This window comes from Burkholderia sp. MS389, assembly GCF_016899425.1.
Lineage (GTDB): Bacteria > Pseudomonadota > Gammaproteobacteria > Burkholderiales > Burkholderiaceae > Burkholderia > Burkholderia sola.
On sequence record NZ_CP045994.1, the window covers coordinates 442802 to 467357 of the forward strand.

The following is a 24556-nucleotide window of genomic DNA, read 5'->3' on the forward strand; positions in this document are numbered from 1 at the left end:
GACCATGACGACGCCACAAGACATCATCCGCCGCGACGTGCTCGCGATGACGAGCTATCCGGTTCCCGACGCGAGCGGGTTCGTGAAGCTCGACGCGATGGAGAACCCGTATTCGCTGCCGGCGCCGCTCGCCGCGGCGCTCGGCGAGCGGCTCGCGCAGGTCGCGCTGAACCGCTACCCGGCGCCGCGTCCGGCCGCGCTGCTCGACAAGCTGCGCCATGCGATGCGCGTGCCGGCCGGCTGCGACGTGCTGCTCGGCAACGGCTCCGACGAAATCATCAGCATGATCTCGGTCGCGTGCGCGAAGCCGGGCGCCAAGGTGCTCGCACCGGTGCCGGGCTTCGTGATGTACGAGCTGTCGGCGAAGTTCGCGCAGCTCGAATTCGTCGGCGTACCGCTGAAGGCGGACCTGACGCTCGACGCCGACGCGCTGCTTGTGGCGATCGCCGAGCACCGGCCGGCGATCGTCTATCTCGCGTATCCGAACAACCCGACCGGCACGCTGTACGACGACGCCGACGTCGAGCGGATCGTCGCGGCCGCGCGGCACAGCCTGATCGTGATCGACGAGGCGTACCAGCCGTTCGCCGAGCGTTCGTGGCTACCGCGCGCCGGCGAGTTCGACAACGTCGTCGTGATGCGCACGGTGTCGAAGCTCGGCCTCGCGGGCATCCGGCTCGGCTATCTCGTCGGCTCGCCCGCGTGGCTGAACGAATTCGACAAGGTGCGCCCGCCGTACAACATCAACGTGCTGACCCAGGCGACCGCCGATTTCCTGCTCGACCACCTCGACGTGCTCGACGCGCAGGCGGCCGAATTGCGCGCGGAACGCGCGCGCCTCGCGCAGGCGGTGGCCGCGCTGCCGGGCGCGACGGTGTTCCCGAGCGCCGGCAATTTCCTGCTGGTGCGCGTGCCGGACGCCGCGGCCGTGTTCGATGCGCTGCTCACCGAGCGGGTGCTGGTCAAAAACGTGAGTAAAATGCATCCGTTGCTGGCCGAATGCGTGCGGCTGACCGTCGGTTCTCCCGACGAAAACGCCCGCCTGCTGGCCGCCTTGAAACTCGCGCTGCCCGGTTGAGCCCAGGGCGCGGCGGCGCGCGACGATCAATCCCCATTTACATAGACTCAATCAAGGAATTGCCATGCGTGTGGCGGAAGTCGTTCGCAATACCAGCGAAACGCAGATCCGTGTGAAGCTCGATCTCGACGGCACCGGCCGGCAGAAGCTGGCCACCGGCGTGCCGTTTCTCGACCATATGCTCGACCAGATCGCGCGACACGGTCTGGTCGATCTCGAGGTCGAAGCGCACGGCGACACGCATATCGACGATCACCACACGGTCGAGGATGTCGGCATCACGCTCGGTCAGGCCGTCGCGAAGGCGATCGGCGACCGCAAGGGCATCCGCCGCTACGGCCATTCGTACGTGCCGCTCGACGAGGCGCTGTCGCGCGTCGTGATCGACTTCTCCGGCCGGCCGGGCCTCGAATTCCACGTGCCGTTCACGCGCGCGCGGATCGGCACGTTCGACGTCGACCTGTCGATCGAATTCTTCCGCGGGTTCGTGAACCACGCGGGCGTCACGCTGCATATCGACAACCTGCGCGGGATCAACGCGCACCATCAGCTCGAGACCGTGTTCAAGGCCTTCGGCCGCGCGCTGCGCGCGGCGGTGGAGCTCGACGAGCGCGCGGCGGGGCAGATTCCGTCGACGAAAGGCAGCCTCTAACTTCCGAACGGACGACGCCAAGGACAACCTCACGGCTTCGGCGCGGCGCGCCGGCTTGCGATGGATCTGCTCAAATCGTTCATTTCGCTGCTCGCGCTGATCAATCCGGTCGGCGCGGTGCCGTTCTTCCTGAGCCTGACGGCGCAGCAGACGGACGACGAGCGGCGGCGCACGATCCGGATCGCATCGGTGTCGGTGTTCTGCGTGATGACGGTGACCGCGCTGCTCGGGCAGCAGATCATCAACTTCTTCGGCATTTCGGTCGGGTCGCTCGAAGTGGGCGGCGGGATCATCATGCTGCTGATGGCGATCAACATGCTGAACGCGCAGATCGGCAACACGCGGTCGACGCCGGAGGAGCGCCACGAAGCCGAGCTGAAGGACAACATCGCGGTCGTGCCGCTCGCGATTCCGCTGCTCACGGGCCCCGGCTCGATCAGCACGGTGATCATCTATGCGGCGAACGCGCATCACTGGTATGAGCGGGCCGGGCTGGTCGCGATCGGCGCGGTCCTGGCTTTTCTGTGTTTCGTCGCGATGCGGCTCGCCGAGCCGATCGCGACCTGGATCGGCCGCACCGGCATCAACATCGCCACGCGGCTGATGGGTCTGATGCTGTCGGCGCTGGCGGTGGAATTCATCGTCAATGGACTGAGGGCGCTACTGCCTGCACTGAGATGAAAACTTCGATTGCGATTGTGGATTATGGGATGGGTAACCTGCGCTCGGTCGCGCAGGCGCTCAAGAAGGCCGAACCGGCCGCCGACGTGGCGATCGTCGACACGCCGGCCGCGATTCGCGCGGCCGACCGCGTCGTGCTGCCCGGCCAGGGCGCGATGCCCGACTGCATGCGCTGCCTCGGCGAGTCGGGCCTCCAGGAGGCCGTGATCGACGCGTCGCGCACGAAGCCGCTGCTCGGTGTGTGCGTCGGCGAGCAGATGCTGTTCGACTGGAGCGCGGAAGGCGACACGAAGGGCCTGGGCCTGCTGCCCGGCAAGGTCGTGCGCTTCGATCTCGACGGCCAATTGCAGGACGACGGCTCGCGCTTCAAGGTGCCGCAGATGGGCTGGAACCGCGTGCGCCAGGCGCAGCCGCACCCGCTGTGGGACGGCGTGCCCGACGACGCGTATTTCTACTTCGTGCACAGCTATTACGTGAGCCCGGACAACCCGGCGCACACGGTTGGCGAAACGGCCTACGGCGCGCCGTTTACGTCCGCGGTCGCGCGGGACAACATCTTCGCGACCCAATTCCACCCGGAGAAAAGCGCGGAGGTCGGATTGCGTCTGTATCGCAACTTCGTCCACTGGAAGCCGTAAAACGTGGCGCGCGAGCCACAGTCGACCTGGCCGAACGGCCTGTCGCGCGGGGCGCTCGCGCGTAAGCGCCGAAAGAGTTGTACTAAACTAGCGAGACGGCGCGGCACCGGTTTGGCCGGTACGCGCCTGATTCTTTTCATTTTCCACGACGACACCCGATTGCTATGTTGCTGATTCCGGCCATCGACCTCAAAGACGGTCAGTGTGTGCGCCTCAAACAGGGCGATATGGACCAGGCCACGATTTTCTCCGAGGACCCGGCGGCGATGGCCCGCAAATGGGTCGATCTCGGCGCCCGGCGGCTCCATCTCGTCGACCTGAACGGCGCATTCGCCGGCAAGCCGAAGAACCTCGAGGCGATCGAAGCGATCCTCGACGAAGTCGGCGACGAAATCCCGGTCCAGCTCGGCGGCGGCATCCGCAGCCTCGAGACGATCGAGAAGTATCTCGACGCCGGCCTGTCCTACGTGATCATCGGCACCGCGGCCGTGAAGAACCCGGGCTTCCTGCAGGACGCGTGCACCGCGTTCTCCGGCAGCATCATCGTCGGGCTGGACGCGAAGGACGGCAAGGTCGCGACCGACGGCTGGAGCAAGCTGACCGGCCACGAGGTGATCGACCTCGCGAAGAAGTTCGAGGACTACGGCGTCGAATCGATCGTCTACACGGACATCGGCCGCGACGGGATGCTGCAGGGCATCAACATCGACGCGACCGTGAAGCTCGCGCAGGCGGTCGGCATCCCGGTGATCGCATCGGGCGGCCTGTCGAACCTCACGGACATCGAGAGCCTGTGCGAGGTGGAAGAGCACGGCGTCGAAGGCGTGATCTGCGGCCGGGCGATCTACTCCGGCGATCTCGATTTCGCGGCCGCGCAAAAGCGCGCGGACGAACTGAACGGCGAACTCGACAACGCGTAACCGCGTCCGTCCCGTTCGCCGGGGCCGCCCGCGGGCGGCCCCGACCGGAAGCCTCGCGCGAGGCTTCCGCAACCGGCCGTCCCAGCGCGGCATTTGGCGCAACATCATGGCTCTAGCTAAACGCATCATCCCCTGCCTGGACGTGACCGCCGGGCGTGTCGTCAAGGGCGTCAATTTCGTCGAGCTGCGCGACGCCGGCGACCCCGTCGAAATCGCCCGCCGCTACGACGACCAGGGTGCCGACGAACTGACCTTTCTCGACATCACCGCGACGTCCGACCAGCGCGACCTGATCCTGCCGATCATCGAAGCCGTCGCATCGCAGGTCTTCATTCCGCTGACCGTCGGCGGCGGCGTGCGCGCCGTCGAGGACGTGCGGCGCCTGCTGAACGCGGGCGCGGACAAGGTCAGCATGAATTCATCGGCGGTCGCGAATCCGCAACTCGTGCGCGACGCGGCCGACAAGTACGGCTCGCAGTGCATCGTCGTCGCGATCGACGCGAAGCGCGTGTCGGCCGACGGCGAGACGCCGCGCTGGGAAGTGTTTACGCACGGCGGCCGCAAGAACACGGGCCTCGACGCGATCGAATGGGCGCGCAAGATGGCCGAGCTCGGCGCGGGCGAGATCCTGCTCACGAGCATGGACCGCGACGGCACGAAATCGGGCTTCGACCTCGCGCTCACGCGCGGCGTGTCGGACGCGGTGCCGGTGCCGGTGATCGCATCGGGCGGCGTCGGCTGCCTGCAGGATCTCGCGGACGGCATCAAGGACGGCCGCGCCGACGCGGTGCTGGCCGCGAGCATCTTCCACTACGGCGAGCACACGGTCGGCGAGGCGAAGCGCTTCATGTCCGACCAGGGCATCGCGGTGAGGCTGTGATGAATACCGAAACGAAATCCTTGCCCGCGTGGCTCGACAAGGTCCGTTGGGACGACAACGGCCTCGTGCCGGTGATCGCGCAGGAAGCGTCGACGAACGACGTGCTGATGTTCGCGTGGATGAACCGCGAGGCGCTCGCGAAGACGATCGAGACGCAGCGCGCGGTCTACTATTCGCGTTCGCGCAAGCGCCTGTGGTTCAAGGGCGAGGAGTCGGGCCACGTGCAGCACGTGCACGAGGTGCGGCTCGACTGCGACGAGGACGTCGTGCTGCTGAAGGTCGAGCAGGTGTCGGGCATCGCGTGCCACACCGGCCGGCATTCGTGCTTCTTCCAGAAATTCGAAGGTACGGTGGACGGCGGCGACTGGGTCGCGGTCGAGCCGGTGCTGAAAGACCCCGAACACATCTACAAATGACGCAATCGACCGAAGACACGCTGCTGCGCCTCGCGGCCGTGATCGACAGCCGCAAGGGCGGCGATCCCGATCAATCGTACGTATCGCGCCTGTTCCACAAGGGCGACGACGCCGTGCTGAAGAAGATCGGCGAAGAAGCGACGGAAGTCGTGCTGGCCGCGAAGGACGTGCGCCAGGGCGGCGCGCCGAGCGCGCTCGTCGGCGAGGTGGCCGACCTGTGGTTCCACTGCCTCGTGATGCTGTCGCATTTCGACCTGAGCCCGGCCGACGTGATCGCCGAGCTCGAGCGCCGCGAAGGCTTGTCGGGCATCGAGGAAAAAGCGCTGCGCAAGCGCCGCGAGCGCGAGGAAAACGGCGGCTGACGAACAGGGCCCGCCGCGGTGGCAACAGTGCGGTAAGCTGTAAGAATTGTCATCTAACGGGGGTAGCATCATGAACGATACGTCGAACCAGTTTCCGACGCCGGCGGTGCCGGGCGCCGCGGATGCCGAGCGCCTGAACGGGCTGCGCACGCTGACCCACGTGCTGTACGGTCTTTATGCGTTTCACTGGCTGACGGGCGGCGTCACGGGCATCATCGCGATCATCATCAACTACGTGAAGCGCGGCGACGTGGCCGGCACGCCGTACGCCGATCACTTCGAGTGGCAGATCCGCACGTTCTGGCGCGCGCTGATCGCCTACGTGATCGGGTTCGCGCTGATGTTCGTCGTGGTCGGATTCGTCGTGATGTTTGTCACGTGGATTTGGACGCTGTACCGTATCATCAAGGGTTGGCTGTACCTGAACGACAACAAGACGCTCGATCCGCAGGCGTGGTTCTGACCGGCCGCACGCGGGCGTTTGCAGGAGCAACATGAGTCACGATCCGAATTGCCTGTTCTGCAAGATCGCGGCAGGCGAGATCCCGAGCACGAAGGTGCACGAGGACGACGAATTCGTCGCGTTCCGCGACATCCGCCCGGCGGCCGACACGCACGTGCTCGTGATTCCGCGCCGGCACCTGCCGACACTGTCGGCGGCGGTCGACGCCGATGCGCCGATGCTCGGCCGGCTGATGCTGCTCGTCGCGCGTCTGGCCGACCAGCTCGGCGTCGCGTATACGGGCGGCGAAACCGGTTTTCGCACGATGATCAACACGGGCCCGGGCGGCGGGCAGGAGGTCTACCACCTGCACGCGCATATCCTGGCCGGCCCGCGCCCGTGGCAACGGATGGGTTGACGACGCGGGGCGTTTCCCCGCATCCGATAGTCGAAGCCGGCGCGTCGCCGGCGATTTACGCCGCACCGCGGCGTGGTTGAGGAGAGGTTTCATCATGGGTGGATTGAGCATTTGGCACTGGCTGATCGTGCTGCTGATCGTCGCGCTGGTTTTCGGTACGAAGAAGCTGCGCAACATCGGCAACGATCTCGGCAGCGCCGTGAAGGGTTTCAAGGACGGCATGAAGGAAGGCGAAACGCCGGCCGACGCGCAGCAACTGCCGCGTTCGGGCGCGGTCGACGTCAACGCGAAGGAAACGACGCGTTCCGATTCGAACAAGGCGTAACGCCGGCACGCTGAGGCATTCGCGATGCTGGATCTCGGTCTTTCAAAGATGGCGCTGATCGGCGTCGTCGCGCTCGTCGTGCTCGGCCCCGAGCGCCTGCCGCGCGTCGCGCGTACGGCAGGCGCGCTGTTCGGCCGCGCGCAGCGGTACATCAACGACGTGAAGGCCGAGGTCTCGCGCGAAATCGAACTCGACGCGCTGCGGACGATGAAGACCGATTTCGAATCGGCCGCGCGCAATGTCGAGACGACGATTCACGATAACCTGCGCGAGCACGAGAAGGAACTGAACGATACGTGGCATTCCGCGGTCGGCGGTCTCAACGAAGGCTCGGTCGATGCCGGTCTGCACGGTAGCGACACGCCCGCGGCGCCGTCGTGGCGTGGCGGCAGCACGGCCGCGCTTGCGCCGAAGCGTCGCAACTGGCGCATCAAGCAGGCGGCGACGCCTGTCTGGTACAAGCGCGCGACGACCCGCCGCACGCACGTGCAGTCGGGCGCCGCGCGTGTCGCGCGCCACCAGCCGGCCAGCCTGCGCCGGCCGACGCGCTTCTTCTGAGTCGAGCGCATGCTCGCTCGTCAATCCTACCGAGGGCCGGTGTGAGCGACCCCCAGCAGAACCCGGGCGACGCCCCGGAAGAAACCTTCATTTCCCATCTCGTCGAGCTTCGCGATCGCATCATTCGCGCGGGGCTGGCCGTGATCGTCGTGTTCGTCGGGCTCGTGTACTGGGCGCCGGACATCTTCAAGCTGCTCGCGCGGCCGTTGATGGAGAACCTGCCGAAAGACGGCAAGATGATCGTCACCGACGTCACCGGCTCGTTCTTCGTGCCGATGAAGGTCACGATGCTCGTCGCGCTCGTGATCGCGCTGCCGATCGTGCTGTACCAGATCTGGGCGTTCGTCGCGCCGGGGCTGTACCAGCACGAGAAGAAGCTCGTCACGCCACTCGTCGGCAGCAGCTACGTGCTGTTCCTGTGCGGGATGGCGTTCGCGTACTTCCTCGTGTTCCCGACGATCTTCCGCGTGATGGCGCATTACAACGCGCCGCTCGGCGCCGAGATGACGACCGACATCGACAACTACCTGAGCTTCGTGCTCGGGATGTTCATCGCGTTCGGGGTCACGTTCGAGGTGCCGATCGTCGTCGTGCTGCTCGTCAGGATGGGCGTGCTGTCCCTGAAGAAGCTGAAGGAGATGCGGCCGTACGTGATCGTCGGCGCATTCGTGGTCGCGGCGGTCGTCACCCCGCCGGACGTGTTCTCGCAACTGATGCTCGCGCTGCCGCTGATCGTGCTGTTCGAGATCGGCCTGTTGGCCGCGCGGTTCTTCGTGCCGAAGAAGCCGGTAGAAGAGGGCGAGGCGGGGAACGGCGAAGCCGCGAGTTGACGGCGCGGCGCCGGGGCGGCTTTCCGGCCCGGCCGGAGGCGCCCGGTACCGCGGTGGGCCGCCAGCCAGCGCATCGCAAAGCTCCTTCCGGCACCGGACGTCGTTTGAAGCAAAGCAAAAGGGCAGCCAACCGGCTGCCCTTTTCCGTTTCCGCGTCGCATCATGACCGACAGGCGGCGTGCCGCCCGCCGACCGTCATTCGCTATCGCCGTCCTGCTCGTCGAGCGTCTGCTTCGGCGGCGGCGGGCGCTTGCCGATCACGACGTTCACGTCGAACTGCTTGCCCTTGCGTACGACGTGCACCTTGGTCGGCGTGCCCGGCTTGATCTGCGCGACGACGTTCAGCAGCTTCGTCGTGTCGGTGATGTCCTCGCTATTGACGCTCACCAGGATGTCGCCCGGCTTGATGCCGGCCTTGTCGGCCGGGCCGCCTTGCAGCACGCCCGCGACGATCGCGCCCGATTTCTGCTGGAGCCCGAACGACTCGGCGATTTCCGGCGTGACGTCCTGCGGCTCGACGCCGATCCAGCCGCGCGTGACCGAACCCGTCGTGATGATGCTTTCGAGCACCGTGCGGGCGGTCGAAACCGGAATCGCGAAACCGATGCCGAGCGAGCCGCCCGAGCGCGAGTAGATCGCCGTGTTGATGCCGAGCAGATTGCCGTTCACGTCGACCAGCGCGCCGCCGGAGTTGCCGGGGTTGATCGGTGCGTCGGTCTGGATGAAGTTCTCGAACGTGTTGATGCCGAGGTGGTTGCGGCCGAGCGCGCTGATGATCCCCATCGTGACCGTCTGGCCGACGCCGAACGGGTTGCCGATCGCGAGCACGACGTCGCCGACGCGCGACTGGTCGGAGCGGCCGAGCGTGATCGTCGGCAGGTTCGTCATGTTGATCTTCAGCACCGCGAGATCGGTTTCGGGATCGCTGCCGATCACCTTCGCGGTGCCCGTTCGGCCGTCGGCGAGCGCGACTTCGATCTGGTCGGCGCCGTCGACGACGTGCTGGTTCGTTAGAATGTAACCTTCAGGGCTCACGATAACGCCCGAGCCGAGGTTGGCGGCCGGCTCGTCCTGCTGCTTGCGGGCGTTGCGGTCGCCGAAGAAGTAGCGGAACAGCGGATCCTTCGCGCGCGGGTCGGGCGGCAGCGAGCCGTCCTTGCTGGAGAACACGTTGACGACGGCCGGCATCGCCTTCTGCGCGGCTTCGGCATACGACGTGGTCGCCGGAGCGCCGCCGATGCCCGGCGCGACCTCGCGCAGCGCGACGATCGGCGTGGCGAGCTGCTTGCCGAGCTGTCCTTGCCGTTGCAGCCATTGCGGCTTGAGCGTCACGACGATGAACATCAGCGCGAGCAGTATGGTTACCGCCTGCGCGAAGAACAGCCAGAAGCGTCTAAGCATCTGAATGGATTAGAGGTTTATATGGATCGGATCGAACTCGAATTGTACTTGAACAATACCCTTGAAACCGCGCGCTTCAAGGACTATTGCCCGAACGGCCTCCAGGTCGAAGGGCGCCGCAAGATCGAGAAGATCGCCACCGGCGTGACGGCGTCGGTCGCGTTCCTCGAAGCCGCGCTCGAATGGGGGGCGGATGCCGTGCTCGTCCATCACGGCTATTTCTGGCGCAACGAGGCGCCGCAGATCACCGGCCGCAAGTATCAGCGGCTGAAGCTGCTGCTCGCGAACGACCTGAACCTGTTCGCGTTCCACCTGCCGCTCGACGCGCATCCCCAACTGGGCAACAACGCGCAGCTCGGCGAAAAGCTCGGCCTGATCGGCGAGCAGCGTTTCGGCGAAGGCGATCTCGGCTGGATGGCGACGCTGCCGATGCCGGTCACGCTCGAGCATTTCGTCGCGAAGGTCGAGCGCACGCTCGGCCGCACGCCGCTCGTGCTCGGCGATCAGGACACGCAGCTGCGCCGCATCGCGTGGTGCACGGGCGCCGCGCAGAGCTACTTCGACGCCGCGATCGACGCCGGCGCGGACGTGTTCCTGACCGGCGAGGTGTCCGAGTCGACCACGCACGCGGCCGCGGAAAGCGGCGTCGCGTTCGTTGCGGCGGGGCACCATGCGACCGAGCGCTACGGAATCCAGGCGCTGGGGCGCCACTTGTCCGAGGAATTCGATCTCGAACACCTTTTTATCGATATTCATAATCCGGTCTGAGCGACGGATTTGCGGCGGCGCATCGAAATTTCTCTATGTAGCATCCGCTTAAAAGCGAAATGATTTAATCGCTCCGATAGTGGGGGATAACCCTTAACTATCAAACACTTCGAAGGGATTTTCATCTCCGGGCCTTGTAAATGGCGACTCCATTCGCGCAAACTAGCGGCGGAATGGAAAGTCGTGACGGAAAATCCAACTCAGAAGTGGGGCGTGTGATGCGAGACAAGGAAGAGAAACGCGTCGACAGCGGCCGCCGTACCTGGCTGATTGCGACATCCGTAGCAGGTGGCGTAGGAGGCGTAGCCACCGTCATACCTTTCGCGGCGTCGCTTGCGCCGTCCGCGAAAGCGAAAGCGGCCGGTGCACCGGTCGAGATCGATATCAGTGGCCTGAAGCCCGGCGAAATGGTCACCGTGCCGTGGCGCGGCAAACCCGTCTGGATCCTGAATCGCACCGATTCGATGCTGGCCGACGTGGTCAAGGCCGACAAGGAAGTGGCCGATCCGACCACGAAATCCCCGTATTCGATGCCGTTGCCCGCGTATTGCGCGAACGAATATCGGGCACGGGCCGATCGCAAGAACATTCTCGTCGTGATGGCCGTGTGTACGCATCTCGGCTGCACGCCCAGCCAACGCTTCACGCCGGGTCCGCAGCCGAACCTGCCGGACGACTGGCCGGGTGGTTTCCTGTGCCCGTGTCACGGTTCGACCTACGACCTCGCCGGTCGCGTGTTCAAGAACAAGCCGGCGCCTCAGAATCTCGACATCCCGCCCTACATGTTCACGTCGGCGACGACCCTCGTGATCGGCAAGGACGAGAAAGGAGAAGCGTGATGGCCGCCGACAACAAGGAAGTCTCCACGACAGGTTTCACCGGCTGGATCGACCAGCGCTTCCCGCTCACGTCCACCTGGAAGAAGCACGTATCCGAGTACTACGCGCCGAAGAACTTCAACTTCTGGTACTTCTTCGGCTCCCTCGCGCTGCTGGTGCTCGTGAACCAGATCGTCACGGGCATCTTCCTGACGATGAACTACAAGCCCGACTCGACGCTCGCGTTCGCGTCGGTCGAGTACATCATGCGCGAGGTGCCGTGGGGCTGGCTGATCCGCTACATGCACTCGACCGGTGCGTCGATGTTCTTCGTGGTCGTCTACCTGCACATGTTCCGCGGGCTGCTGTACGGGTCGTACCGCAAGCCGCGCGAGCTCGTGTGGATCTTCGGCTGCGCGATCTTCCTGTGCCTGATGGCCGAGGCGTTCTTCGGCTACCTGCTGCCGTGGGGCCAGATGTCGTTCTGGGGCGCGCAGGTGATCGTGAACCTGTTCTCGGCGATCCCGTTCGTCGGCCCGGACCTGTCGCTGTGGATTCGCGGCGACTACGTCGTGTCCGACGTCACGCTGAACCGCTTCTTCGCGTTCCACGTGATCGCGATCCCGCTCGTGCTGGTCGGCCTCGTCGTCGCGCACCTGGTCGCGCTGCACGAAGTCGGGTCGAACAACCCGGACGGCATCGAGATCAAGGCGAAAAAGGACGAAAACGGCATTCCGCTCGACGGCATTCCGTTCCACCCGTACTACTCGGTGCACGATTTCCTCGGCGTGTGCGTGTTCCTGATGGTGTTCGCGCTGATCGTGTTCTTCTCGCCGGAGATGGGCGGCTACTTCCTCGAGGCGAACAACTTCGTCCCGGCGAACCCGCTGCAGACGCCGCCCGAGATCGCGCCGGTCTGGTACTTCACCGCGTTCTACGCGATGCTGCGCGCGACCACCGACCCGTTCAAGATCGTGCTGATGATCGTGATCGCGCTGCTCGGCCTGCTGGCGCTGATCCGCGCGCGCGGCAAGTGGAAGATCGGGCTGCCGGTGCTGGCCGCCGCGATCGTCGTGTTCATGTATCTGACCGAGTCGAAGTTCTGGGGCGTCGTCGTGATGGGCTCGGCGGTGATCTCGCTGTTCTTCCTGCCGTGGCTCGACCGCAGCCCGGTGAAGTCGATCCGCTACCGGCCGCTGTTCCACAAGGTGTTCCTCGGGATCTTCGTCGCGGCGTTCCTGACCCTCGCGTTCCTCGGCACGCGGCCGCCGTCGCCGGCGGCGACGCTGATCGCGCAGTTCTGCGCGTTGGTCTACTTCGCGTTCTTCCTCGGCATGCCCGTCTGGACGCCGCTTGGCACGTTCAAGCAGCCGCCGGAACGGGTGCGCTTCAAGCCCCATTAACGTGAGCGAGGAGAGAACGACATGAAGAAACTGCTTTCGACACTCGCGCTGATCGGGGCCACCGCCTGTGCGCTGCTGGCGGCACCGGCCGTGCGGGCGGAAGGTAATTTTCCGCTCGACCGGGCGCCCGATAACACGGAAAATCTCGTTTCGCTTCAGCACGGCGCGCAATTGTTTGTAAACTATTGCCTGAACTGCCACAGCGCGAACCTGATGCGCTACAACCGTCTGACGGATCTGGGCATATCCCAGAAGGAGATCGAAACGAATCTCCTGTTCACGACCGACAAGGTCGGGAACACGATGTCCGTGGCGATGCGGTCCGACGACGCGAAGAACTGGCTCGGCACCACGCCGCCCGACCTGTCGGTCGAGGAGCGTGCGCGCGGCCGCGACTGGCTGTACACGTATCTGCGGAGCTTCTACCGCGACGATACGCGGCCGACCGGCTGGAACAACGCGGTGTTCGAGAACGTCGGCATGCCCCATGTGTTGTGGCAGCTGCAGGGGCAGCGCGTTGCCAAATTCGAAGACAAGACGGACGAGGAGACGGGCGAGAAGGCCCACGTGCTCGTCGGCTTCCAGCAGGTCACGCCGGGCACGCTGTCGTCGCCCGACTACGATGCTGCGGTGGCCGACCTGGTGGCCTATATGACATGGATGTCCGAGCCGGCCCAGCAGACCCGCAAGCGCCTCGGCGTGTGGGTGCTGATCTTTCTCGGTGTCCTGACTTTCCTGGCCTGGCGGCTCAATGCCGCGTACTGGAAAGATATCAAGTAAACACGCCTGACCGGCGTGGGGCCGGCGCAAGGCGGAACCCGTGAAAGGGGTTTCGCCGCGTGCCGGCCCTCGGCTTTTTTGAGGAAACGCAAATATGATGGTTCTGTATTCCGGCACAACTTGCCCGTTCTCCCAGCGTTGCCGGCTGGTGCTGTTCGAGAAGGGCATGGACTTCGAAATCCGCGACGTCGACCTGTTCAACAAGCCGGAAGACATTTCGGTGATGAACCCGTACGGTCAGGTGCCGATCCTGGTCGAGCGCGACCTGATCCTGTACGAATCGAACATCATCAACGAGTACATCGACGAGCGCTTCCCGCATCCGCAACTGATGCCGGCCGACCCGGTGCAGCGCGCCCGCGCGCGCCTGTTCCTGCTCAACTTCGAGAAGGAACTGTTCGTCCACGTCAGCACGCTCGAGAACGAGAAGGGCAAGGCGGCGGAGAAGAATCACGAGAAGGCACGCCTCGCGATCCGTGATCGCCTGACGCAGCTCGCGCCGATCTTCGTGAAGAACAAGTACATGCTCGGCGAAGAGTTCTCGATGCTCGACGTCGCGATCGCACCGCTGCTGTGGCGCCTGGATCACTACGGCATCGAGCTGTCGAAGAACGCCGCGCCGCTGATGAAGTACGCCGAACGGATCTTCAGCCGTCCGGCCTACATCGAAGCACTGACGCCGTCCGAAAAGGTCATGCGTCGTTAATGTTGCAATGAAGGCATGACGGAGCGGGCGGCGGCGTGCCGCGCGCCCGCTCCGGGTTCGAGGATTGTGATGCAAGAGATTTCAACGAAGCCTTATCTGCTGCGCGCGTTGTACGAGTGGTGCACCGATAACGGTTACACGCCGCATATTGCGGTGAGGGTCGACAACTCGACGCGCGTGCCGCGTCAGTTCGTGCGTGACGGCGAGATCGTGCTCAACATCAGCTTCGAGGCGACGAGCCAGCTGCAGATGGGCAACGAGTGGATCGAGTTTACGGCCCGGTTCTCCGGGAAGGCGCACAAGATCGAGATTCCGGTGGCCAACGTGCTCGCGATCTACGCGCGAGAGAACGGGCAGGGCATGGCGTTTCAGGTCGAGGCGGTCGCAGGCGAGGGTGCGGATTCGGGTGCGTTCGACGATGATGCCGCGCCGGCCGATGACGCGCAGCGCGACGAGTCCGTATCGCCGTTGGCGCCCGTCGCCGACAGCGGGGCGAACGAGGAGCCGTCCGAAGGCGTCGACGAACCGCCGAAAACCGACGGCGACGGCTCGAAAGGCGGTAGCAGACCTCGCCTCAAGATCGTGAAATGAGGTAGAATCTCGCGCTACGCCGGCTTAGCTCATCTGGTAGAGCAGTTGATTTGTAATCATCAGGTGGCGGGTTCGAGTCCTGCAGCCGGCACCAATAAAATCAAGGGGTTACGCGATTTTTTCGTGTAACCCCTTGTTCATTTGCGGCGTCATGTAACCGCTGTGTAACCGGATTCGATCCGCTCATATCAACGTCGTCCCATCGCTCTGACGTTCGGTCGTGGCTCTATCGACGGCGTGTGCTGCCGCGAACAATCGTTCTCCGGCAGCCCATTCGATCGCGGCGCCTCATCTTCGTCGTCTTGTTGTACGCTCCCCTTTCTTGCCAGATCGCGGACGATAGCTATGTGGCCGTCGAGTCGCAGCGAGCTAGCATAGAAGGTGCGGACATGGATGAGAAAGAAAAAAATCCCCGGTTGATATGGTCAAAGGACCTGCCGCCAGAGGCGCAGGTGGCGCGGCGCGGGCATATGGATGTACTGAAGGCCGATGACGGCTCTCCATCTGGGGCGCAAGGTCTGATTCCTCTCGTGGAGGCGGCAGCCCGACTCGGATGCACGCGGAACGATTTGCTGGCCGAGGGGTTCAGAGGTGAACGGGTTATATATGCGCCTGTGCTCGACGACGCCCTGTATGCCTGGCCGGTGACCGACAGAGGGATGCAGCATTCAAAAGTCCTGGGCATGGCTATCCCCATATTCCGCAGAAGGCTCGGCGGTCGCGATACAGGCATCCTGCTCAAATCGGACATTGAGCGAATACAGAAAGGGGTTCCGGTGATTCCCGAGGGCTATGTCCTTCCGAAGATCACTCTACGGTGTATCGACGCGTGGGAGGCTGAGCATGCCGACGGCATCGTTCTCGAACGGATGCGCGAGCTGGTCAAGACCGTTGCTTGGGTCCACCCCTCCAAGTTGAGCTCGGAACGCGACCGATGGCCGCTGCCTACCCGTCTGTTGGGTATCGACATGCTGCTCGTAGATAGCGACGGTATTCCGGCACCGGTCCCTCTGACCATCAGAGAGTTAGCCGCCGCGCTTGAACAATATCTGAGCAGCGTCCCTAGCAAACGCAAAATCTCGGACTGGGAGCTTATCTTCCAGAAGCCGATCAAAGCCATGGAGCCGGCAAAAATTGCAACGACGCAAGGCAAAGCGGGCAAGTGGAAACCCGTCGAGGTCGGCATCGTGTTGCGCGAGGAGTATGACTACCCTTGGGTCAGCCTGAACCGGGCATTCCGGCGACACGAACAGCTGCGACTCTGGTGGCCGGCTTGGGCCAGCGAGACCAGGCATCGCGGCAACGAAAAGGTTGATGAACCCGAGAGCGAATCTTCGTCAGCCTCCCCGTTCGTCGGAAAATAATTCTTATAAATCAGTAGCATAACTTCCCCCGATTTACGGGGAAGTTCGAGTTCAGGAAATACTCCGCCCCGCATCAACGCGAATCAGCGTGAATGCGCGGACCGGCCCCCGCAGCGAGGCCGAGCAATACGGAGTTTTTCATGACGTTCGCAAAAGCGACACCGCCGGTACTGGCCAAAGGCGTTCCCACCGAAGTCTTCGCCAATAACAACCACATCCGGCCCCAGACCCCTCGCAAGCAATACTGCCTGACCGGCAGCTATTTCGGCGTCGTGCCGCAAAAGCTCGCGAACGGCCGCCTGCTCTGGCCCGACGTGATCGTCACCAAGCATGGTCCGGTTGCTGCCAATGACGCATTTGCCAACAGCAGCAATTGCGAGGTGTCGAAATGAACGACCCCAGAAAAGTCCGAATGATAGACAGCTCACCCGCATCATTCGACTGGATGAAATCGTGCTGCTGCCTGACGCGGCCGCATGGCTTCGCTGCACAGTCGGAGGTCGCATGATGCTGGCGCCTGCATTCCCCTTGCGCGATTCCTCGTCGCAACAGCCTATGCTTGCCCATCCCGTCGTGGGCGAGCAACTTGCGAGCACGAACAAAATTTACGCATACGCAAAGCACGCGGGCATCACTCTCAACGTTGCGCATTGCTTGGACGGTCGCGCGCACTGGTTCATCGACCGGTTCCCCCAAACCACATATGCGTTGATCAAGCTTGGTGGACAAGTGTTCGGTAGTGACCGAGAACTTTTCCCGATCGACTACCGTAGCGGCAAGGTGGGAAACGAAGCCCAGTTAATGGGCGTGAGCAGGATGGCCACGCAGCTTGAGCCGCTCCTTCCACGAGACATTGTGCCTGCTCCCATCATCGAGATGACTCTGAGCAGTTTACGTAGCGGCCGTCTCGCCGAGGTCAATGCGCTCACGGGATCGCTGATCGAATCGGCCGAGCGCGCCAATGAAGACGTTAAAAACTTGCGCTACGAGGGTACGCGCAATTCCGCCAAGGAGCGTACCAGTGCGTGGCAGCGCGGCGCTGAGGAATCGAATGCTCGACTTGATGCCTGCATTGGTGACGCATTTGTGCATCAGCCGAATCTGCTTGCGATGAAGCTCGATCTGTCGATCAAGGAATACCTGCCCGCGAATCAGCAGCAAGCCTATTCGATGTATGAGCGCGAATTCGAACAAAGCCACCACGATCAGCAAGAGTCCCTGGGTACGGCACCGTGGCTTCCGCACGACCGCCTCGACCGGATGCTGGCGAGCTGCGACGCCTTTCGCGCAAAGCTCGTCCATACAAGGTTGAGCCACGCTAGGTTGATCAACTATGTCCTGGTTCTGAAATTCAGCCGCATTACCGGCCCATACCTGACGGCAGTGCTGCTGTACAACGGATCACATGGCGACGTGTCCGTCCCGTTGTTTGGGGAACTAAGCCGGTTGTGGGACGACGCAACTGCCGGTAGTGGATTTTGCTATCGCTGGAACGAGGCCCAATGTCCTTGGGCTGGCCTCATCAAGCCTTCCGATGAGAAAAAGCGTGTCGCGCTGCTGTTCGAACTGGAGTGTTCCGCATTGAGTGGGAAATACGTTCGCGCGAGACCTACCTTGGCAGCGCCGATCTTCGCCATTGGCGAGTGTGACAAGCTGATCGAGGCTCAATCATGACCGACTTCCATCCACCCAAACGCAACGGCCCCATCATTGATTTTGCCTGCGACATAACGCTCCTGGCGATTGAATGGCTTTGGCAATTCTGGCTTGCTGTTGGAAAACTACACCTGCTGGTCGGCGAGCCTGGTTCAGGAAAAACCACGTTGCTGGCCGAATTGCTCGCGGCGTTTTCCACCGGCGGGTTGCTTCCGGATGGCACTCGCGCGCCCAAGGTGTTTTGCCTGTACTGGACTGGTGAAGACAGCATTCAGGAAACGGTTATGGCACGCCTCATTGCCGCAGGCGCTGACCTGAAAAACATCCTGGTTTTGCGCGGTATGGCAGAGCATGGCAAGAAGCGTTACTTCCGCCCGTCGGATCTGCCCGAACTGGTCAATGAAATCAAGCGATTGCGGGCATCGGGGATGGATGTTCGCGTCATCGCCATCGACCCGCTACCATCCGGTTCTGGCAATACGAACAATAACGATGCTGTACGCAAATACCTCGAACCCCTGATCTTGCTGGCCGAACAGGAGGGTTTAGCCATCATCGGGGTACGCCATCTGGCGAAGGCTTCGTCAAAGAAGAAGTTGGCAGATCGCATCAATGGCAGCGTCGCCTACCTGGCAGTGTCTCGCATTGTGCTGTTCGTGAGCAAGATCGCGGGTACTGGAACGTCACGCGAGAACCCCGTTCGGGGTGTGCTGGTTCGAGCCAAGTCCAACCTTGGCCCCACCGATGGTGGACACGCCTTCATGATCGAATCTGTGCGCCTTGACGCTGAAAACGGCACTGCTGATTCGACAGCTTTGAAGTGGGACACGCAGGATTTGATCGGTGACCCTGAGACCATTGTCCGTGCTGCCGAGTCCAATACCGCTGCCGTCGAGGATGAGTTGGCGGGTGAATTGGAGTTCGTCGGCGACCTGCTTCGCGGTGGCCCGGTACAGGCTAACGAGGCAATCAGCAGCGGGCAGGCCCAGGGCTATACCCCTGAGAACCTGCGCAAGGCACTGGCGGAGCTGGGTGGGAAGTCGATGAAAGAGCCTGGGTACTCGCGTGGTGCATGGTACTGGGTACTTTCTGCTGCTGATTTCGACAATCCTCATGACCGCTCCCGTGATGGCCAGAATGAGGATCGCCCTGACCGTTCTGACCGCTATAGGCGCGAGTCTCGCTATGACCGTCGTCGCGACGAATCTGATCGCCCGAGAAATAGCTACCTGCGGCGTGGCTCGCGTGATGACGGCCGCTACGACGACGATATTCCCGAAGTCGAGAAAGGCGGAAAAGTCGAAAAACACGACCAAGACGAAAAGGCGGGGTTTTGGGCGGAAGAACGCAATCTGCCAGACATTGGTGACAGCAATTCCGCTGAAGCTGCACCCTTCTGGCAGAACGGGATGAACCTCGCAGACCAGAATTCGACGCGGGAGTTGTTCACGCGCTACATGCACAAGAAGGACTCCGCTCAGGACTGAACTGTTCGCTCGGCGTGGCATCAGGAAGACGTGAGTAGGAAATGGCGCGAAGAAATTCGCGCCATTTTATTTCGTCTCCAGTTGCATATTTGGAGGAAGAAAAAGCAGCGTAGGCAACGTGATTTGTCAATGCTGCGTAGGTGCATGTGGGTGAAATATCGTTTCTTTATCCATGTCATGGGGCATCAGAAATTGCAGTCCCTATGTAATAGGTTTGTGTGAGAGATATTGAAAATAGAAATATTCAAAAAATGTATCTGCGGTTAACAAGACGTAGCCTACAAGGCCTACGTCTGTTGGTATCGCATCTCCAGTCTTGAGTGATCTATCCCCGGAGATATTCGATCAATAATTTTCTACTGCATGAATTAATTCGTTGGCGCAACAACCAACGAGATCAACCATGTCAGATAGAATGAATAAATATTGGCTCGATAGAGGCGACGACTTCCATGCCCAGAGACGCAAGAAGCAGCGCTTCAATAGATGCAGAATCAGGAATCTGAGCTTTGAGCATGAAATGTTTGAGCGACGTAAGAGCTACCAGCTTCTCTTCATCACGCTGGTTATCAAAAAATACGTACGTGACGATGTCAACTTTGAAACAATGCAGACGCTTCGTCGTAAATTATTTCAGCGCATCAAGGATGCTACACGTGGAATCCTGTATGACATTCACGGTCTGATATGGCGACAGGAGAGCGGTGGTAGCGGCGATGAGAATCATCACCTACATTTGGTCGTTTTCGTCTCAGCTAGTCGTCGTGACCACGTCACGGCTTGCGATGAGCTGGGGGAGTACTGGGTAGCACTCACGCGTGGCTGGGGAGACTACGACAACAGCAATCGCTATGCGCATTCCTACAAGAACAGATGGGGCGTAGCCGTAGGCTATCTACATCGTGACGACGATGAAAAGCGTGAATCGCTGCGTAAGGTCATCGGTCTGTACATGAGCAAGGTGACGCAGGCTCCTGTGGATCGGGACGAGGACGACAAACTGAGCGGCAGACGGAAATTTTGCGCCGAGTAGCGCGCTACCCAGCCCAGGGGGGGCACTCTTTCCTCGTAGAATCGTGGGGTTTGCTTATCCAGCCCATCTCCTCATGACCATCGACGAAACGAAGATGACCACCTTTCAGAGCATCTGCACGATCATCCTGCGGGAGCTGCGCGTCGCGCGAGGGATTCATCAGGCGTTACTGGCGGATCATTGCGGGAAGCCGCCGTCGTTTTGGGAAAAGATCGAATCAGGCAAGACCAAGCTCGACTTTGAGACCCTTCTTCGCGTTTGCAGAGGGCTCGACATCGTGCCGTCCGTCGTTATGCAAACGGCCGAGCGCTACACTTGGGCGTTGAGGGACCGCGGCTGGTCGGTCGTGTTCACCGACATTGGGAACGCTGACGTTTTGATGGAGCAGGCACCCAAATATTGGACGTCACCGGGCTACCGGTTTTGGTCATCCAGCTCGTCGGTCGGGCCGTCCATTCTCGACACACCTCGGTGGATGGACAACGTCCCGGTCCCGGGCTGGTATGGACTCACCGCAGCCTTCGTATTCGCCGACAGCGAGAGTTTCCGCAAATCGCAACTTGATGAAGAGCGCCACCGTCCTTTCGTCGGTCCGATGCGTCCGTTCGGCAACCTCTGATATGGTCGCCATACCCGAGAACGCCACTTGTTCATCATGTCGTTGCTGATGCGCGCTTCGTCCCGCATGCCGCTATGAAAGTCCTTCTGCTCGGCATTGAGCCGGCCTGGATCGGAGTGGAGGGCTCAGATGACTGTATCGATAGCGGATGTTCACTCCGCAGGCGGCTGGTTCAGTTATGACGGTTCTTGATCATGCAGCCGATGCGGCAGGTAAGCTGAGCCCACGATCATAGCGGTCTTCACCTGTAGGTCGAAGTCGTAGTCGTTCGGACTATCTACCCATTTTTCGGGTTTTTCAGATTTCGCGACGACGTGGCCTGCGGGATCTAGCCACGAAAGCCCATCGACCGACGGCAGTGGGGAAACCGAGACGTTCTCCACTAAGAAGTGATCTGCAGGACGTACGAGTTCGGCTGGTACAGTGATGTCAGCTCGCGTGCCCGCCGGTTCCGATGTGGCGCGACGGCCCCGGACCCAATCCCGAATTTCCCTCGGATCGAGAAGGTCGTTCGCGTCTACCACGGTCGATCTCTCCTCGTAGTAAAGCTTTGCTTCGGCTTCGGCCTTCTGTCGGTCCACGGAGTTGCCCCTCGCCAACAGAAATGCGACGACAGGATCCAGAGTGCCCCAATTCACCAACTCTTTCAGCCAGAACGCGATCCATGGAAGCCCGCTTCTGGGCCAGTCGTCGATCTCCAACGCACGTACCGGGCCACCGCCGTCGACACTGTCCATCAGCAGACTGATCAGGCCGCCGAGTCCCCAGCTACCGCGGTAGATGAAGTTGTCGTTGGCAAACTTGAACCACTTCGGACTGTCGTCTGCATGCGGTCGTTGCTTCGGAGATAGTGTTCCAGCTGCGAGCCACCACTGGAGGACAAGCCGCCAATCTACATTCTTCTTAAGCCGTGGCTCGATCTCGAACGCCGGTACAGCGGAGAGGGATTCGAGAATCTCCCCAACAAACTGCAACTGTGCTTCCCTACTGCGTCGTGCGTAGTCTCCGGCGGACTGAAGCAATCCGCGAAGCTCGTCGGCGATGCGGAGTAGCACCGTTGCCGAACGGGGCGTGAGACTCGTTTTGTATATTCTTCGACGTTGCGCCGCATCGGGATACAGTCTGTTAATGGCGAGCCCTCGCGTAAGCCAGCGCTGTTTGAGTGCCTCCTCGCTCGTGGCGGCGGCTGCCGCGTACGTGTACCTCCAGATGCGAGAAAGTTCGATTTCAATTTCGGCCGGCTCAAGCTCTGTCGTCTTTAACTGTGCGACCTCTTGAAGCGCGGCGATAAGGATTGCATCCAAGGGATCGAGCAAGTCGAGTAAACCGTCGGCCGTGTGCTTGGCTTCTTCGCCAATTACTGCTGCACGGGCGAGCCACTCATCGAAGGCTCCGTTTCCGTCCAGCCTCTCCCACGCTTCCCGCAACGCATCTAATAGGATCTGCAGCGGGCTGTTAGCGCCTACCGTTGGAGGTTCTCCGTCCGCGGGTGCGTCGCTTGCACCGGCTATTAGCATCTCTTTTACAAGTGAGTCGTATGCTTGGCGCTGTCTGTTCCATAGCTCTCTACCGGACCGCATTCGTTCGGCCTCAGGTAACACTACCAGTGCGGCACCCTCTGTAGAGACGCCCGGGCGGCCAGCGCGCCCGATGAGGTTCGTGAACTCTTGGACCGTCATGCGAGCGGTGCCACGAAAGAGGCTTGGAATTAGGACAGCGTTAACGGGGATGTTGACGCCTTCGGACAAGGTGGATGTGGCGATGATGACCCGCACCAAGCCGCGATCAATGATCACTTTGAGCCTGCGCGCAAACAGCGGTGGAAGCTGACCGTGATGGACGGCGATTCCGTGTTCCAGCAATCGGTACTCAACCGAGCGGTCGGTGAAGTAGTCGGCCGCGCTCGCAAGGCATTTCTTCCAAGCCTCGTCGTTCTCGTCGATCGCACTGTAGGCGGGGAGCACCTCGCTCTCCCACTGATCCATGAGGTCGGCACAGGTCTTGGCGAACGCACCGACATTCTGGGTGATGGAGATGAGCACGGCAGGACGTAGTCCATCGCTACGCTGCCCTGCAAGGTTGAGCGCCGCCCACAGCGTCGGCGCACGCATGCGAACCTCGGGACCGTCATCGGGCATCCCCCCTGGGATTGGCCCGAAGGGGGCAGGGACGTACGGCGTGTCCTCGCTCGCGCCATCACCGAAGCGAAGGCTTTGCCCGTCCATCAGGTCATAGTGAATGGAGAGGGCACCTCGAGGCGAAATCTCGAGCTTGCCGACCATTTGACGAGTACTACGATGGGTGGATGTGATCGGGCGAGCGCCCGGGTTGCCTCCGAGCCAACGCGCAATTGCTGGCGCGGCATGAGCAGCGACCGCCGAGAGAGCAATAATCCTGAAACCGTGCGTGTCCTGTGCGCGGAGTAGGCGCATTCCCAACTGTTCGAGACGGAGCGCGCGTGACGTGCCGCCGGCCAGCTCGGCTGCCTTTGTCGGATCAAGTTCGACCATATGCGCCTCATCGATCACAACAAGCCGCACGCGGTCGAGAAAAAGGATTCCGAGATAGCGGATCAGAGCATCTGCCTTCTCGAATGTGCAGATAACAATCGCCGGGGCATCGGATTGAATCCAGGCGTCCGTCGGCCCCCAATCCACGCCTCCATACAAGCCAGTTACCACCACCGGGCTTGCATCGATACCCTTTAGGTCTTCCGATAACCTATGCTCCACCTCGGCTGCCAACGCACGGGAAGGGACGAGGTACAGGATCAGATTCCCAGGACCAATGCCCGCGAGCGATAGAGGATTGTCTCGTTCCTCAAAAAGGCCTTGTACGATACCCAAGGTTGCGATCGTGGTCTTGCCGGAGCCAGTTGGCGTGCAGAGAACGAATGACCCTGCTTCCTGCAGCCGTCTGATTCCGTTCTCCTGCGCGGGCCACACAAGTGCGCGCCGATTTAGGAAAGCGGCCCGAGCAAACTGCACGAGCGCTTGGCCAGTCCGCTCCGACGTACCCGCGCGCAGTCGCTCCACGTGAGGCCACAGGCAAGTCTCCGAGAATCGGCGCGCACAAGCTGCGACGAGGCGCGCCAGTAGGAAAGAGTAGGAATCGCGGCTATGAAGAAAGACGTGAGCGAGACGGTCGAGCTTCGCCAAGGCGCGCTCAATAGGCACGTGACCTCCAGTTCGCAGGTACGCGCAGACGGTGCCGATGCATTTCACGACATGTTGCTCGGAGAGCCGGCTCAGTTCCAAATCGGTCCCCAACTGCGAACCATCGGGATGCGGCGGATCGACATCATATTCGTCTTGCCAGTAGCGTCCAACGGCCACCAAGGCACCGGGGAAGTCACCAGAGAGGAAATTCCTCAGGATCTCAGAGCCATGCTCGGTGACGGGTATTCGGCGCAAGTGTCCGAGTGCCATCGCCGGAAGATCTGCCACCTGATAGATTGCAGCGGCGATCAGGTGTAGCGGCGATCCCGCGGGTCTGATGTCCTCCTGGGACAGCCACTCGGCGATTTGAGCGGCTCGCTGCAGCGATGCCCGCCAGTTCGAACTCGGCGCTTCCTCTCGCTCGACCAGACCACACTCGACTAGTAGCATCGCCTCGTCAAGCAGTAGTTCCGCGTCGGCCTGCGAGAAACTCACGAGGCCAGGCCTGGACATGTCGCGCCGGAGCTGCTGGCTATATAGCTTGGCATGCGCAGCCAGAAGAGCCGGACCGG

Annotated in this window: 27 protein-coding genes and 1 tRNA gene; 26 read left to right on the plus strand and 2 right to left on the minus strand. The window is 62.0% G+C overall.

The window, feature by feature from the left end; translation table 11 throughout:
- Positions 1-4: 4 nt before the first annotated feature.
- The 13 genes from hisC to tatC all read left to right on the plus strand — a co-directional run bounded on the left by hisC (position 5) and on the right by tatC (position 8200).
- Positions 5-1078 carry a histidinol-phosphate transaminase gene (hisC, locus tag GJG85_RS02065; RefSeq protein WP_089488089.1) on the plus strand — a complete coding sequence of 358 codons (1074 nt, stop codon included), beginning with the start codon at positions 5-7 and terminating at the stop codon, positions 1076-1078.
- 64 nt (positions 1079-1142) lie between these two features.
- Positions 1143-1730 (plus strand): imidazoleglycerol-phosphate dehydratase HisB, encoded by a 588-nt coding sequence (hisB, locus tag GJG85_RS02070; protein ID WP_011546606.1) that lies wholly within the window; start codon positions 1143-1145, stop codon positions 1728-1730.
- Between the two features lie 60 nt (positions 1731-1790).
- On the plus strand, positions 1791-2411 hold the full coding sequence (locus GJG85_RS02075; RefSeq protein WP_050013125.1) for a YchE family NAAT transporter: 621 nt from the start codon (positions 1791-1793) through the stop codon (positions 2409-2411).
- The gene (hisH, locus tag GJG85_RS02080) at positions 2408-3049 is read left to right on the plus strand and encodes an imidazole glycerol phosphate synthase subunit HisH (RefSeq protein WP_050013124.1); all 642 of its coding nucleotides are present in this window, start codon (positions 2408-2410) and stop codon (positions 3047-3049) included. Before GJG85_RS02075 ends, hisH begins: the two co-directional genes overlap by 4 nt.
- 164 nt (positions 3050-3213) lie before the next feature.
- A complete protein-coding gene (hisA, locus tag GJG85_RS02085) occupies positions 3214-3969 on the plus strand; it encodes a 1-(5-phosphoribosyl)-5-[(5-phosphoribosylamino)methylideneamino]imidazole-4-carboxamide isomerase (RefSeq protein ID WP_006477123.1) in 756 nt (251 codons plus the stop codon).
- 106 nt (positions 3970-4075) lie between these two features.
- Entirely contained in the window at positions 4076-4849 is a 774-nt protein-coding gene (gene hisF, locus GJG85_RS02090) for an imidazole glycerol phosphate synthase subunit HisF (protein ID WP_027783356.1), read from the plus strand.
- Entirely contained in the window at positions 4849-5265 is a 417-nt protein-coding gene (gene hisI, locus GJG85_RS02095) for a phosphoribosyl-AMP cyclohydrolase (RefSeq protein ID WP_011546604.1), read from the plus strand. Before hisF ends, hisI begins: the two co-directional genes overlap by 1 nt.
- The gene (locus GJG85_RS02100) at positions 5262-5627 is read left to right on the plus strand and encodes a phosphoribosyl-ATP diphosphatase (RefSeq protein ID WP_011546603.1); all 366 of its coding nucleotides are present in this window, start codon (positions 5262-5264) and stop codon (positions 5625-5627) included. Before hisI ends, GJG85_RS02100 begins: the two co-directional genes overlap by 4 nt.
- A 70-nt stretch (positions 5628-5697) precedes the next feature.
- Complete coding sequence (locus GJG85_RS02105) at positions 5698-6090, plus strand: hypothetical protein (protein WP_050013122.1); 393 nt, start codon at positions 5698-5700, stop codon at positions 6088-6090.
- A gap of 31 nt (positions 6091-6121) precedes the next feature.
- Positions 6122-6487 (plus strand): histidine triad nucleotide-binding protein, encoded by a 366-nt coding sequence (locus tag GJG85_RS02110; protein WP_204383567.1) that lies wholly within the window; start codon positions 6122-6124, stop codon positions 6485-6487.
- 94 nt (positions 6488-6581) lie between these two features.
- A complete protein-coding gene (gene tatA, locus GJG85_RS02115; protein WP_006477115.1) occupies positions 6582-6812 on the plus strand; it encodes a Sec-independent protein translocase subunit TatA in 231 nt (76 codons plus the stop codon).
- 24 nt (positions 6813-6836) lie between these two features.
- Entirely contained in the window at positions 6837-7370 is a 534-nt protein-coding gene (gene tatB, locus GJG85_RS02120) for a Sec-independent protein translocase protein TatB (RefSeq protein WP_089488091.1), read from the plus strand.
- 41 nt (positions 7371-7411) lie between these two features.
- Positions 7412-8200, plus strand: a complete 789-nt coding sequence (gene tatC, locus GJG85_RS02125; protein WP_050013119.1) for a twin-arginine translocase subunit TatC — start codon at positions 7412-7414, stop codon at positions 8198-8200.
- A gap of 195 nt (positions 8201-8395) precedes the next feature.
- Here tatC and GJG85_RS02130 read toward each other — a convergent pair whose 3' ends face one another.
- Complete coding sequence (locus GJG85_RS02130) at positions 8396-9601, minus strand: Do family serine endopeptidase (RefSeq protein ID WP_050013118.1); 1206 nt, start codon at positions 9599-9601, stop codon at positions 8396-8398.
- Positions 9602-9622: 21 nt separating this feature from the next.
- On the opposite strand from GJG85_RS02130, the gene GJG85_RS02135 reads away from it, so the two are divergent.
- The 13 genes from GJG85_RS02135 to GJG85_RS02195 all read left to right on the plus strand — a co-directional run bounded on the left by GJG85_RS02135 (position 9623) and on the right by GJG85_RS02195 (position 20826).
- Entirely contained in the window at positions 9623-10369 is a 747-nt protein-coding gene (locus tag GJG85_RS02135) for a Nif3-like dinuclear metal center hexameric protein (protein WP_050013117.1), read from the plus strand.
- 218 nt (positions 10370-10587) lie between these two features.
- On the plus strand, positions 10588-11208 hold the full coding sequence (gene petA / locus GJG85_RS02140; protein WP_050013116.1) for a ubiquinol-cytochrome c reductase iron-sulfur subunit: 621 nt from the start codon (positions 10588-10590) through the stop codon (positions 11206-11208).
- Entirely contained in the window at positions 11208-12590 is a 1383-nt protein-coding gene (locus tag GJG85_RS02145; RefSeq protein WP_204383568.1) for a cytochrome bc complex cytochrome b subunit, read from the plus strand. Before petA ends, GJG85_RS02145 begins: the two co-directional genes overlap by 1 nt.
- A 21-nt stretch (positions 12591-12611) precedes the next feature.
- Positions 12612-13370, plus strand: coding sequence for a cytochrome c1 (locus GJG85_RS02150; protein ID WP_050013114.1), 759 nt, complete (start codon positions 12612-12614; stop codon positions 13368-13370).
- A gap of 94 nt (positions 13371-13464) precedes the next feature.
- Positions 13465-14076 carry a glutathione S-transferase N-terminal domain-containing protein gene (locus GJG85_RS02155; RefSeq protein WP_006400565.1) on the plus strand — a complete coding sequence of 204 codons (612 nt, stop codon included), beginning with the start codon at positions 13465-13467 and terminating at the stop codon, positions 14074-14076.
- Positions 14077-14145: 69 nt separating this feature from the next.
- Positions 14146-14667, plus strand: coding sequence for a ClpXP protease specificity-enhancing factor (locus tag GJG85_RS02160; RefSeq protein ID WP_204383842.1), 522 nt, complete (start codon positions 14146-14148; stop codon positions 14665-14667).
- A gap of 18 nt (positions 14668-14685) precedes the next feature.
- Positions 14686-14761 (plus strand) — tRNA-Thr (locus tag GJG85_RS02165).
- A 295-nt stretch (positions 14762-15056) separates the two neighbouring features.
- Positions 15057-16031 (plus strand): hypothetical protein, encoded by a 975-nt coding sequence (locus GJG85_RS02170; protein ID WP_204383569.1) that lies wholly within the window; start codon positions 15057-15059, stop codon positions 16029-16031.
- Between the two features lie 140 nt (positions 16032-16171).
- Positions 16172-16423, plus strand: a complete 252-nt coding sequence (locus GJG85_RS02175) for a hypothetical protein (RefSeq protein ID WP_239468920.1) — start codon at positions 16172-16174, stop codon at positions 16421-16423.
- A 112-nt stretch (positions 16424-16535) separates the two neighbouring features.
- The gene (locus GJG85_RS02180) at positions 16536-17705 is read left to right on the plus strand and encodes a hypothetical protein (RefSeq protein WP_204383570.1); all 1170 of its coding nucleotides are present in this window, start codon (positions 16536-16538) and stop codon (positions 17703-17705) included.
- On the plus strand, positions 17702-19174 hold the full coding sequence (locus GJG85_RS02185; protein ID WP_204383571.1) for an AAA family ATPase: 1473 nt from the start codon (positions 17702-17704) through the stop codon (positions 19172-19174). Before GJG85_RS02180 ends, GJG85_RS02185 begins: the two co-directional genes overlap by 4 nt.
- A gap of 403 nt (positions 19175-19577) precedes the next feature.
- Positions 19578-20207 carry a hypothetical protein gene (locus tag GJG85_RS02190; RefSeq protein ID WP_204383572.1) on the plus strand — a complete coding sequence of 210 codons (630 nt, stop codon included), beginning with the start codon at positions 19578-19580 and terminating at the stop codon, positions 20205-20207.
- A gap of 73 nt (positions 20208-20280) precedes the next feature.
- A complete protein-coding gene (locus GJG85_RS02195; protein ID WP_204383573.1) occupies positions 20281-20826 on the plus strand; it encodes a helix-turn-helix transcriptional regulator in 546 nt (181 codons plus the stop codon).
- Positions 20827-21002: 176 nt separating this feature from the next.
- Here the strand turns inward: GJG85_RS02195 and GJG85_RS02200 are convergent, their stop codons facing one another.
- A complete protein-coding gene (locus GJG85_RS02200) occupies positions 21003-24479 on the minus strand; it encodes a DEAD/DEAH box helicase (RefSeq protein ID WP_239468921.1) in 3477 nt (1158 codons plus the stop codon).
- Positions 24480-24556 lie beyond the last annotated feature (77 nt).